Raw genomic sequence first — 12,110 nt, 5'->3', positions numbered from 1 at the left:
CAGGCCCTAGCGGGGCGTGCTCCACGGGTCGAGTTCCTTGTCGATGGTGTAGTCGGATTTGTCGCCGCCTCGGGCCCAGTACTGTGCCACGCGGCCGAACGGCAGGATGGTCGACGCCGCACTGCCCACGACGCCGACATCGTTGTTCAACCCGCGCACTCCTCCGCGGCCGTCCGCGATCTGGACGGACAGAACCCGTATCTTGCGCGCGCCGTCCGGATAGGGCGTCCCGTACTGGTCGGTCCGGAACTGACGGAATCCGAAATTCTGCAGGGCGCCGTTCTTCGCCGCTCGCACCGTCTGCTTACCGATGCTGACGTAGCCGTGGAAGGCGTCGATCTTCTCGTGTCTTCCCCGGACGGCGTCCTCTCTGACGATCGCCTGGGTCTGGCGGCCGCCGCCGTACGGGGACTCCATGAACTTTTCTCCGGGCGACGAACGAGCGAGCGCCGCGAACGACTTGTCCTTGATCCGCACCAGCTCCGTACGCAGTCTGCTCACCAGTCCGCTGATGCGCCGGAGCATGCCCGTCAGCGACGTCATCAGGCGCCCGACGTCGCCGGCGGTTCTCTCCGACTCCGCCGTGATCCGCTCCGCGGCGGCCACCTCGGAGGCGCCGAACGTCTCGGCCGCGGCCAGCTGGGCGCTGAACCAGGTCACGACCGCCCAGGTGATCACATCGGTGATCATCGAGCGGATGACGGTCTCGACGTCGGTGATCAGGGAGCTGACCAGTTGCAGCAGCGCGGCGATACGGTCGGCGCCGCCCGCGGTCTCGTTGATTCCGTCCCGCATCGCGGTCAGCCGCTGCCGTGCGCTGTCCGCGGCGGTGCCGTGCCACGTCCCGCTGAGCGCCCGGTCCACGGTCTCGCCGAGGTCCGCCGCGAGCTTGCGGCATCCTTCGGCGATGCTGTCGAAGTTGTAGGCGGCCTGTCCGGTGGCGATCGGGTCACCCGTCAGCCAGTCCGTGACGCTCTTCGTCCAGTAGAAGGCGTTCAGCAGAAAGGGCATGCCCGCCCGGATCAGGAGCCCCAGCGGGTCGGCACGTAGATGGGCGTAGTCGGCGCGAACCTGCAGGAAAGCGATGGACGCGTCGGTCGTCAGCATCGCGACGTCAGTGCCGATGTTGTACTTGTCGTCACTGCTCAGGTCGCCGACGAACCGCCATGCGTGAAGGACGGTCGAGCCGCCGATGGCCGGGGGAGCGGCGGCGATGACGCCGTTCCACAGCCGGTGGTCCTGGTAGAAGCGGGAGGCCGGATTCAGCCGGCGAAGCCGCTGGCCGTCGCCGTGGTCGTTACCGACTTTCGCCAGCACCTGCAGGCACGCCTTGTCCGCCGACGAATAGCCGGCGGCCGTGTGGTCGAGGCGTCTCTTCGCGCCGTCGATGGCGCCGGACAGGTGGTTGAGGTGCTGTTCGAACCCGGCGGCGAGCGACAGGAATTCATGGCGCAGCGGCCGGAGCATTCCCCAGGCGTGCGCGGGGGACAGCGAACGCTTCACGTCGTCGGTGGAACGCTGAAACGTCTCCACCCGGGTCGCCAGCGCTCCGATACCGGACGCGGCACTGCCGATGGCGCTGGGGGAGGCGAGGAAATCCAACATGAACGCTCCAGCCGCGGTCGGCCATCAGCCGTGATCACCGCAAATGATCGTATCGCGGCACGAGCCCCAAACCAGGTGCCGTCTGGCGCCCGCTCGTACCCAGTGTCTCGCATCTCAGACACAAGCACGCTACCCGGGGTGCCGTCGCCGGACGCGGTCACGTCCAATGGAGGTATGACGAACATCCCCGTCGGGACCGGCCCGCTCGCCTTCGGCGACGTCGTGGCCGTCGCCCGTCACGGAGCCGAGGTCTCACTGACCGACGAGGCGCTCAAGGCGATCGCCGAGGCACGGGCGCACGTGGACGACCTCGCGGCACAGCCGACGCCCGCGTACGGCATCTCGACCGGGTTCGGCGCACTGGCCACCCGGCACATCCACGAGGAGTTGCGAGCCAGGCTCCAGGAGAACATCGTCCGCTCACACGCCGCGGGCTCCGGGCCCGAGGTCGAGCGCGAGGTCGTACGGGCGATGATGCTCCTGCGGCTGAGCACGCTCGCCACCGGCCGTACGGGCGTCCGCCCCGTCACCGCCGAGACGCTGGCCGGCCTGCTCAACGCGGGGATCACGCCGATCGTGCACGAGTACGGCAGCCTGGGCTGCTCCGGCGACCTCGCCCCGCTCTCCCACGTCGCCCTCGCGCTGATCGGCGAGGGCGAGGTCCACGACGCCGGGGGGACCAGGCGCCCGGCCGCCGAGGCGATGGCCGCCGCGGGCATCGAGCCCCTGACGCTCGTCGCCAAGGAGGGGCTGGCCCTCCTCAACGGCACGGACGGCATGCTCGGCATGCTCGTCCTGGCCATCGAGGACCTGCGCGGTCTGCTGCGGAGCGCCGACATCGGCGCCGCTATGAGCGTCGAGGCCCAGCTCGGCACGGACCGGGTCTTCGCCGCCGACCTGCAAGAACTCCGCCCGCACCCTGGTCAGGCCGCGAGCGCCGCCAACCTGCGCGCGCTCCTCGAGGACTCGCCGATCATGGAGTCACACCGGGGCCCGCACTGCAACCGCGTCCAGGACGCGTACTCCCTGCGCTGCTCGCCGCAGGTGCACGGCGCCGCCCGCGACACCCTCGACCACGCCTCGCTCGTCGCCTCGCGTGAGCTCGCCGCCGCCGTGGACAACCCCGTCGTGCTGCCGGACGGACGCGTCGAGTCCAACGGCAACTTCCACGGCGCCCCGATCGCGTACGTCCTGGACTTCCTGGCCATCCCGGTCGCGGACGTGGCCTCCATGGCCGAGCGCCGTACGGACCGGATGCTGGATACGGCCAGGTCGCACGGGCTGCCCGCGTTCCTCGCCGACGACCCGGGCGTGGACTCCGGATACATGATCGCGCAGTACACGCAGGCCGCCATCGTGTCGGAACTCAAGCGGCTCGCGAACCCGGCGAGCGTCGACTCGATCCCCAGCTCGGCCATGCAGGAGGACCACGTCTCCATGGGCTGGGGCGGTGCCCGCAAGCTGCGGCGCGCCGTCGACGGCCTCACCCGGGTGGTCGCCATCGAGATCATGACCGCCGCGCGCGCCCTGGACCTGCGGGCTCCGCTGCGCCCCGGCCCGGCGACCGCCGCCGTCGTGGCCGCCCTCCGTACGGGCGTGCCCGCGCCCGGACCCGACCGTTACGTCGCCCCCGAGATCGCCGCCGCCGTCGACCTGGTCCGCGACGGATCGCTGGTCGCCGCCGCCGAGTCCGTCGTCGGATCACTGTCCTAGAAGGAGAACCCATGGGTCCCCGTCCCGTACGCGCACCGCGCGGCACGACACTGAGCGCCAAGGGCTGGCCGCAGGAGGCCGCCCTGCGGATGCTCATGAACAACCTCGACCCCGAGGTCGCCGAGCACCCCGACGAACTCATCGTGTACGGCGGCTCGGGCCGCGCCGCACGGTCGTGGGACGCCTTCGACGCGATGGTCCGCGCACTGCGCGACCTGGAGGCCGACGAGACGCTCATGGTCCAATCCGGCAAACCGGTCGGCGTCTTCCGTACGCACGAGTGGGCGCCGCGGGTGCTCATCGCCAACTCCAACCTTGTGCCGCAGTGGGCGACCTGGGAGGAGTTCCGGCGCCTTGAGTCGCTCGGGCTGACCATGTTCGGGCAGATGACCGCCGGCTCCTGGATCTACATCGGGACGCAGGGCATCCTGCAGGGCACCTACGAGACGTTCGCGGCGGTGGCCGCCAAGAGGTTCGGCGGCACCCTCGCCGGCACGATCACGCTCACCGCCGGGCTCGGCGGCATGGGCGGCGCCCAGCCGCTCGCGGTGACCATGAACGGCGGCGTGGCGATCTGCGTCGAGTGCGACCCTTCGCGCATCGACCGCCGGGTCGAGCACGGCTACTGCGACGTGCGCGCCGACAGCGTCGAGGAGGCGCTGCGGCTCGCCCAGGAGGCCAAGGAGGGGCGCCGGCCCCTGTCGATCGGCCTGCTCGGCAACGCCGCCGACATCGTGCCCGAGCTGCTCGCGGCCGGCGCACCGATCGACATCGTGACCGACCAGACGTCGGCGCACGACCCGCAGATGTACCTGCCGCGCGGCATGGACTTCGAGGACATGGCCGCGGCGCGCGCCAAGGACCCCGAGGGGTTCGTGACGCGGGCACGGGAGTCCATGGCCACGCACGTCGAGGCGATGGTCGGCTTCCAGGGCGCCGGCGCGGAGGTCTTCGACTACGGCAACTCGATCCGCGGCGAGGCGCAGACCGCGGGCTACACGCGCGCGTTCGACTTCCCCGGGTTCGTGCCCGCCTACATCCGGCCGCTGTTCTGCGAGGGCAGGGGGCCGTTCCGCTGGGCGGCGCTGTCCGGCGACCCGAAGGACATCGCCCGTACGGACAAGGCGATCCTGGACCTGTTCCCCGAGAACGAGCCGCTGGCCCGCTGGATCAAGCTCGCGGGCGAGAAGGTCCACTTCCAGGGGCTGCCCGCGCGGATCTGCTGGCTCGGCTACGGCGAGCGCGACCGGGCCGGGCTGGAGTTCAACAAGCTGGTGGAGACCGGCGAGATCTCGGCTCCGATCGTGATCGGCCGCGACCACCTCGACTCGGGCAGCGTCGCGTCGCCGTACCGCGAGACCGAGGGCATGGCCGACGGCTCGGACGCGATCGCGGACTGGCCGCTGCTCAACGCGCTCATCAACGCCTCTTCGGGGGCCTCGTGGGTGTCGATCCACCACGGCGGCGGCGTCGGCATCGGCCGTTCGATCCACGCGGGCCAGGTCTCGGTGGCGGACGGCACGCCGCTCGCGGCGCAGAAACTGGAGCGGGTCCTGACCAACGACCCGGGCATGGGCGTCATCCGCCACGTCGACGCCGGTTACGACCGTGCCGACGAGGTGGCCGCCGAGCGTGGTGTGCGCGTCCCCATGCGCGAGGCCTGATCCATGGCGTTCGAGGAGATGTGGGAGGCGCTGCGGCCCATCGGACGCGGCGACGGCGGCGGCTACCGGAGGTTCTCCTGGACGGCGGCCGACCGTGAGTGCCGCGACTGGTTCGCCCAGGAGGCGCGGTCGCGCGGGCTGGCCCTCGACCAGGACCGCAACGGCAACCTGCTCGCCTGGTGGGACGTCGAACCCGAGCCGGGCCCCGGCGCGGCGGACATGGTCGCCGGTGCGGCGAGCATCGCCGCCGGCGGCATCACGGGTGACCCGATGGCCGGGCGCATGCGCCGGGACGCGGTGCTGACCGGCAGCCATCTGGACTCGGTGCCGGACGGCGGCGCGTACGACGGGCCGCTGGGCGTCGTGTCCGCGCTCGCCGCGATCGACCTGCTCCGCGAACGCGGGGTGTCGCCGCGGCGGCCGCTCGGCGTGGCCGTCTTCGCCGAGGAGGAGGGCGCGCGGTTCGGCGTGGCCTGCCTGGGGTCGCGGCTGGTCACCGGGGCGATCGACCCGGCGCGTGCGCGCGGCCTCCGCGACGCCGACGGCGTCACCTGGGCCGCGGCGATGGAGGCCCAGGGATATGACCCCGAGCTGATCGGCCCGGACCCGGACCTGCTGTCGATCAACTGCTACGTGGAGCTGCACGTCGAGCAGGGGCGCGCGCTGAACGCTCCCGTCGGGGTGGCGAGCGCGATCTGGCCGCACGGCCGCTGGCGGTTCGACTTCACCGGGGAGGGCAACCACGCCGGCACGACGCTGCTCGGCGACCGGAGGGACCCGATGCTGCCGTTCGCCCGTACGGTGCTGGCCGCCCGCGACGCCGCCGAACACAATGACGCCGTCGCGACGATGGGCAAGGTCCGGATCACGCCGAACGGCGTCAACGCGATCCCGTCATCGGTCCAGGCGTGGCTGGACGCCCGCGCCCCGTCCGAGGCCGCCGTACGCGCGACGGTCGCCCGTACCCTGTCCGCGGCCGAGGAGGCCGCGGGGTGGGACGGCGTCGAGGTGGCGCTGACCGAGGAGTCCTACACCGAGGTCGTGGAGTTCCACACCGCGCTGCGGGACCGGCTGGCCAAGACGCTCGGCGACCCACCGGTGCTGCCGACCGGCGCCGGACACGACGCGGGCATCCTGTCCGCGCACGTGCCCACCGCGATGCTGTTCGTCCGCAACCCGACCGGTGTGTCGCACGCGCCGTCGGAGTACGCCTCGCCGGAGGACTGCCACGCGGGTGTGGTGGCGCTGGCCGACGTACTGGAGGAGCTGGCGTGCCGGTGAGGTACCACGCCCCGCACGCGTGGCTCGGCGACGCGGTCGCGGCGGACGTGCTCATCGAGGTCTCGGGGGAGCGGTTCACCCGGGTGACCGCGGGTGTGCCCGCGCCGCCGGACGCCGTACGCCTGGCCGGGCTCACCCTGCCGGGCATGGCCGACGCGCATTCCCACGCGTTCCATCGCGCGCTGCGCGGGCGCGTACAGGCCGATCGTGGCACGTTCTGGACGTGGCGCTCGCGGATGTACGAGGTGGCCGCACGGCTCGATCCGGACTCCTACTTCGCCCTGGCCAGAGCGGTGTACGCGGAGATGGCCCTCGCCGGGATCAGCTGCGTGGGGGAGTTCCACTATCTCCACCACGGTCCAGGCGGCACGCCGTACGACGACCCGAACGCCATGGGCGCGGCGCTCCTCGCCGCGGCCGGCGAGGCGGGCATCCGGATCACCCTTCTCGACACGTGTTATCTGACCGGCGGCATCGGCGAGGAACTGCACGGGCCGCAGCTCCGGTTCGGTGACGGGACGGCCGCGGCCTGGGCGTCGCGCGTGTCCTCGCTGCGCACGGCCGGCCACGCTCGCGTCGGCGCCGCACTCCACTCCGTACGTGCCGTGCCACGTGAGCAGATCGGCACGGTCGCCGGGTGGGCGGACCTGCACGACGCGCCGCTGCACGTCCACCTGTCCGAGCAGCCGGCCGAGAACGAGGCGTGCCAGGACGCCTATGGCCGAACCCCTGCGGGCCTGCTGGCCGACTGCGAGGCCCTCGGCCCGCGAACGGCCGCCGTGCACGCGACGCATCTCACCTCTGCCGACATCGGCCTCCTCGGCGGGACGCGCACCGGCGTCTGCATGTGCCCGACCACCGAACGCGACCTGGCCGACGGCATCGGCCCCGCCCGGGCCCTGGCGGACGCGGGCTCGCCGCTCTCGCTGGGCTCGGACCAGCACGCGATGATCGACCTGTTCGAGGAGGCCAGAGCGGTCGAGCTGGACGAGCGCCTCCGCACCCGGCGGCGCGGCCACTGGACGGCGGGCGAGCTGCTCGCCGCCGCCACGACCGCGGGCCACACCACGCTGGGCTGGCCGGAGGCGGGCCGCATCGAACCGGGCGCGTACGCCGACCTGGTCACCGTGTCCCTCGACTCCGTACGCCTGGCCGGCGCCGCCCCGGACCACCTGCCGGAGTCGGTGGTCTTCGCGGCATCGCCCGCCGACGTACGGCATGTCGTGATCTCAGGTCGCGAGGTCGTCGACGGCGGCCGTCACCTGCTGGTGGAGGACGTCCCCGCCGCGCTCGCCGAGACGATCGCCGCCGTCACGGGGTAGAGCCGCATAGGCTTCACCGCGTTATGCGTGTGGCGATGCTGGGACCGCTGCGGGTGCGGGGCGAGGGCGACCGGCCCATCGAGGTCGGTGGGGCGCGGCTGCGGCTCCTGCTGATCCGGCTCGCGCTCGACCCCGGGCGGGTCGTGACGGCCGACCGGCTCGCCGAGGACCTCTGGGGCGATGACCTGCCCGTGGATCCCGCCGGAGCGTTGCAGACGCTCGTCGCCCGGCTGCGCCGGGCCTTCGGGAGTGAGCGCGCGGTGATCGTGTCGCATCCCGCCGGGTACCTCCTCGACGTCGCGCCCGACGGCGTGGACGTGTGGATGTTCGAGCGGGCGGCCGAGGACGGGCATGCGGCGTTGGAGGCCGGAGACCCGGAGCGTGCGGGGGTCGTACTCCGCGCCGGGCTCGAGCTGTGGCGCGGGACGCCGTTCGCCGACGCGGGAGGCGCCCTGTTCGCCATGGCGCCGGCCGCGCGACTCGAAGAGACGCGTCTCGCGATGATCGAGGATCGGATCGACGCCGACCTGGCGGCGGGGACGCACGTGCCGGTGGCCGAGGTCGAGGAGCCGGCACGCGAGCACCCTCTGCGCGAACGCCTGCATGCCCGGCTGGTACGCGTGCTGTGCGCCGCGGACCGGCGTGCGGAGGCACTGGAGGCCTACGAGCGGATCCGGCACGACCTCGCCGAACGGCTCGGCGTCGACCCCGGTCCCGAGCTGCGGGCCGCGCACCTGGCGGCGCTGCGGACCGAGCGCGCGCCACGCAGGGGCGGCCTGCCCGCGCGGGCGACCGGCTTCGTCGGCCGTGACACCGAACTGGCGGCACTCCGCGCCGCTCTGGAGGAGTCCCGGCTGGTCACGATCACGGGCTTCGGCGGCACCGGCAAGACCCGCCTGGCCCTGGAGGCGGCGTCCGGCCTGTCGCGGCCCGTACGCCTGGTCGAGCTCGGGTCCGTCGCCGATCCGGCACGCGTCGTCCCGGCCGTGGTGGCCACGGTCGGAGACGACGGCGTCTTCGGCACCGACACCGGCCGGCCACCGCTCGAACGCCTCGCGTCCATGCTCACAGGCCACGACCTGCTCCTGATCCTCGACAACTGCGAGCACGTGATCGACGCCGCCGCGGGCGTCGCCGAACACCTCCTGGCGGCCGCGCCGGACGTCACCATCCTCGCCACGAGCCGCGAACCGCTCGCCATCGGCGGCGAGACCCTGTTCCCGCTGTCCCCGCTGGGGCTGCCCGAGCCGGGGACCGACCCCCGCGCCGCGCCGGCGGTCGCGCTGTTCGCCGAGCGCGCCGCGGCGGTGCGGCCGGGATTCACCGTCAACGAGGACGTCGCCCACATCTGCCGCGAGCTGGAGGGCATCCCGCTCGCCATCGAGCTGGCGGCGGCACGCCTGCGGTCGCTGACGGTCGGGCAGCTCACCGAGCGGATCGGTGACCGGTTCGGGCTCCTGGAGCGCGGCAGCCGTACCGCCCAGCCGCGCCACCGTACGCTGCGCGCCGTCGTCGACTGGAGCTGGGAGCTCCTGGACGAGGCCGAGCGCGAGGTGCTCCGGCGGCTGTCGGTCTTCTTCGGCGGCGCCACCGTGGCGGCCGTGACCTCGGTCTGCGAGCCCGCCCGCGACACCGTCGACCTGCTCGCCGGGCTGGTCGACAAGTCTCTCCTCCTGATGACCGAGGACGAGCAGGACGTCCGTTACCGCCTCCTGGACACCGTGCGCGAGTACGCGCGTGAGCGTCTGGAACAGGCGGGAGAGGCCGGGCGTGTACGTGCCGCGCACGCCGGCTTCTACGCGGGGTTCGCCGAGACCGCCGAGCCGAGGCTGCGCGGCGGCGACCAGCTGCTGTGGCTGGCACGCCTCGACGCCGAGCAGGGCAACCTGGACGCGGCGCTCGGCCACGCCATCGAGTCCGGGCGCCACGGTACGGCCCTGCGCCTGATAATCGCGCGGACCTGGCCGTGGGTCATGCGCGGGCGCCGGCGCGAGGCGGAAGACTGGGCGCGGGCCGTGCTCGCGGCCGTGGGCGACGACGCCCCACCCGGTCACGAGCTGGCGCACGGCATGTGCGTCCTCATCGCGGCGGCCGAGGACTCATCCGGTGTCCAGCGCGCGCTGGAGGTGGTCAACCGCTCCGACCGGCCGGCCGCCCTCGGGGCCTGGACCATCGCGGGCGGTCACATGGGCCAGGCCGCCGTCATCCGGGCGCACGCGTCCGAGGTGGCCGAACGCCTCGGCGCGAGTCCGGACCCGTGGCTGCGGGCCATGGCCGGCCTGGCCTCCGGACTCGTGCGGTTGGAGTTCACCTCGGGCGGCGCGGGGGAGGCGGAGGAGCACCTGCGCGCCGCCGAGGAGGGCTTCACGGCGGTCGGCGACCGCTGGGGAGAGGCGGTCACCCTCTTCGCGCTCGGCATGGTGCTGGCCAACCGCGGTTCGTGGTCGGACACCGTACGCGTCCTCGAACGCGCGCGGGCCCGTGCCGCCGCGGTCGGCGGAGTGGAGGAGATCCCGGCGCCGATGATGCTGCTCGTCCAGCTGGGACAGGCGCGGACGAGGGCCGGTGACCGTGCCGGTGCCCGTACCGACCTCGAACGGGCGCTGGTGACCGCCGAGCGCGGCGGGGACGCGCTCGCGCTGGCCCGGGTCCGCCACGCGCTCGGCGACCTGGCGTACGCGGACGGCGATCCCGACGGAGCGGCCAGGTGCCACCGGGCGGCGCTGGCGTGCGTACGTGAGGCTCCGAAGCAGTTCCTGGCGCTCCTGCACATGTCGGCGGCCTGCGCCGAGGCCGCGCTGGGCGACGACGACCGTGCCGGCGAGCTGGCCTCGCATGCCCTCACCCTGATCGCCGGCTCCGGCGACGACGTGGCGCGCGCGACGGTTCTGGAGGGCGCCGCCTGCCGCCTGAGGCACGACGACGCCGTGGCTGTCCTCAGCGCGGCACGCACGCTGCGCGGCATCGAGGACACCGCCGACCCCGGCGTACGTGCCCTGCTCGACCGCTGCCGGGCCGAGCTGGGCGAGGAGCGGTTCGCGGCCGCCTGGTCGCGCGTCCTCTCCTCACCCGAGTCGTTCGCCCGTCAGGCCAGCGCCCGCAGGTAGTCCTCCGGCGAGGCGTCGTAGACCCCGATGTAACCGTCGGGCCGCACCAGGACCAGGCCGTCCGTGCCGTACGCGCGGCGCGCGTGGCCGCCGGAGTCCACGAGATCGCCCGTGGCGCCCACGGTGTGGGCACGGACCGCGGCACCGTACCGCTCGCCGATCCGCGCGACGGTCTCGGCATGGTGCTCGCCGAAGCCGAGCAGGGTGAAGTGCGGGCCGCGGAAGACGTCGAACAGCCGCCCGTCGCGCAGCGGCGCGTCCGGAGCGCGCTGCCCGGCCTTCCCGCCGCCGACCGACAGCGAGCCGCCGGGATAGCCGATGCCGAGCTGCTCGGTCTCCCCGCCACGGCGGTACGCCTCGGCCTGCCGCTCGGCGATCTCGCGGTACGGGCGGGTGCTGAGACCGAGCACCCCCGCGGCGACCGGGAGCCGTTCCTCCTCGTACGTGTCCAGCGCGCGTTCGGCGGCCAGCTTCCAGCCGAGGTTGTAGGCGTCCTGCACACCGGTGTTGAGGCCCTGCCCGCCGGCCGGGGAGTGCACGTGCGCGGCGTCCCCGGCCAGGAAGACCCGGCCGTCGCGGAAGCGTTCGGCCATCCGGATGTTGACGCGGTAGAGCGACATCCAGCCCACGTCCCGCAGCCGTACGCCGGACACCTCCGCGGCGAGCTTCTCGAACGTCGCCGGGGACAGGTCCGGCGTCTCGTCACCGGTGACGGGGGCGGTGAGCTGGAAGACGTCGGTGCCCGGCATCGGGCAGAGCCCGACCTTGAGCGCCTGTGTCGCCATGTCGCCCCAGATGTGCCAGTGCTCGCGGTCGAGGTCGTCGGTGCGGACGTCGGCGATCAGCATCCGCTCGGTCTCGTGGGTCTCGCCCTCGAAACCGACCCCGAGCCGCTTGCGCACGAGGCTGCGGCCACCGTCCGAGCCGACGAGGTAGGCGGCGCGGACCTGCCGGGTCCCGTCGAGAACGGCCGTCACGCCGTCGGCGTCCTGCTCGAACCCGGTCAGCTCGGCGTGTTCGACGCGGACACCCAGCTCGGCCAGCCGGTCGCGCAGGATCCGCTCGGTGCGCCACTGCGGGAGCATCATCACGTTGGGATAGGGAACCTCCGGCGTCGGCTCCTTCGGCTCGTGCATGCGGCCCTCCCAGACGACCTCGCCGCCCGCGTACGAGCGAAGGGGTGGGTACTCCGCCCCGGCGGCCATCACGGCATCGAGCACGCCGAGGTCGTCGAAGACCTCCAGCGTGCGCGGCTGCAGCCCCTTCCCGCGCGACCCGGCGAGCCGTTCCTTCTCCACGATCCGCACGTCGACGCCACGCCGCGCGAGGTCGCATGCCAGAGTGAGCCCGGTCGGCCCGGCGCCCGCGATCAGTACCTGTGTCTCGTCCATGCCGCGCACGCTGCCGGGCGCCGCTGT

General features: G+C 73.2%; 7 protein-coding genes. 5 read left to right on the top strand and 2 right to left on the bottom strand.

Translation table 11 applies throughout. From position 1 onward, the window contains the following. Window positions 1-6: 6 nt before the first annotated feature. Complete coding sequence (locus FB559_RS04535) at window positions 7-1,605, bottom strand: hypothetical protein (protein WP_141953598.1); 1,599 nt, start codon at window positions 1,603-1,605, stop codon at window positions 7-9. Window positions 1,606-1,779: 174 nt separating this feature from the next. On the opposite strand from FB559_RS04535, the gene hutH reads away from it, so the two are divergent. From hutH to FB559_RS04510, 5 genes are read left to right on the top strand one after another with little or no spacing between them, the layout of a single operon-like run. Further along, the gene (gene hutH / locus FB559_RS04530; RefSeq protein WP_141953596.1) at window positions 1,780-3,318 is read left to right on the top strand and encodes a histidine ammonia-lyase; all 1,539 of its coding nucleotides are present in this window, start codon (window positions 1,780-1,782) and stop codon (window positions 3,316-3,318) included. Between the two features lie 11 nt (window positions 3,319-3,329). Further along, window positions 3,330-4,982: a urocanate hydratase gene (gene hutU / locus FB559_RS04525; protein WP_141953594.1), complete on the top strand. Its 1,653-nt coding sequence runs from the start codon at window positions 3,330-3,332 to the stop codon at window positions 4,980-4,982. 3 nt (window positions 4,983-4,985) lie between these two features. Continuing rightward, entirely contained in the window at window positions 4,986-6,263 is a 1,278-nt protein-coding gene (locus FB559_RS04520; protein ID WP_141953592.1) for an allantoate amidohydrolase, read from the top strand. Next, the gene (locus FB559_RS04515; protein WP_425455048.1) at window positions 6,254-7,585 is read left to right on the top strand and encodes a formimidoylglutamate deiminase; all 1,332 of its coding nucleotides are present in this window, start codon (window positions 6,254-6,256) and stop codon (window positions 7,583-7,585) included. Before FB559_RS04520 ends, FB559_RS04515 begins: the two co-directional genes overlap by 10 nt. 23 nt (window positions 7,586-7,608) lie before the next feature. Further along, window positions 7,609-10,692: an AfsR/SARP family transcriptional regulator gene (locus tag FB559_RS04510; protein WP_141953589.1), complete on the top strand. Its 3,084-nt coding sequence runs from the start codon at window positions 7,609-7,611 to the stop codon at window positions 10,690-10,692. On the opposite strand, the gene FB559_RS04505 is transcribed toward FB559_RS04510, so the two are convergent. After that, the gene (locus FB559_RS04505) at window positions 10,671-12,083 is read right to left on the bottom strand and encodes an FAD-dependent monooxygenase (protein ID WP_141953587.1); all 1,413 of its coding nucleotides are present in this window, start codon (window positions 12,081-12,083) and stop codon (window positions 10,671-10,673) included. The genes FB559_RS04510 and FB559_RS04505 overlap by 22 nt on opposite strands. Window positions 12,084-12,110 lie beyond the last annotated feature (27 nt).

This window comes from Actinoallomurus bryophytorum (genome assembly GCF_006716425.1).
Classification (GTDB): Bacteria; Actinomycetota; Actinomycetes; order Streptosporangiales; family Streptosporangiaceae; genus Actinoallomurus; species Actinoallomurus bryophytorum.
This window is presented reverse-complemented; position numbering and strand designations above follow the sequence as displayed.

Bases quoted from the DNA above. Each gene is read 5' to 3' on its own strand.
- FB559_RS04535 (WP_141953598.1), bottom strand. From the start codon at position 1,605: ATGTTGGATTTCCTCGCCTCCCCCAGCGCCATCGGCAGTGCCGCGTCC.
- hutU (WP_141953594.1), top strand. From the start codon at position 3,330: ATGGGTCCCCGTCCCGTACGCGCACCGCGCGGCACGACACTGAGCGCC.
- FB559_RS04520 (WP_141953592.1), top strand. From the start codon at position 4,986: ATGGCGTTCGAGGAGATGTGGGAGGCGCTGCGGCCCATCGGACGCGGC.
- FB559_RS04510 (WP_141953589.1), top strand. From the start codon at position 7,609: ATGCGTGTGGCGATGCTGGGACCGCTGCGGGTGCGGGGCGAGGGCGAC.
- FB559_RS04505 (WP_141953587.1), bottom strand. From the start codon at position 12,083: ATGGACGAGACACAGGTACTGATCGCGGGCGCCGGGCCGACCGGGCTC.
- hutH (WP_141953596.1), top strand. From the start codon at position 1,780: ATGACGAACATCCCCGTCGGGACCGGCCCGCTCGCCTTCGGCGACGTC.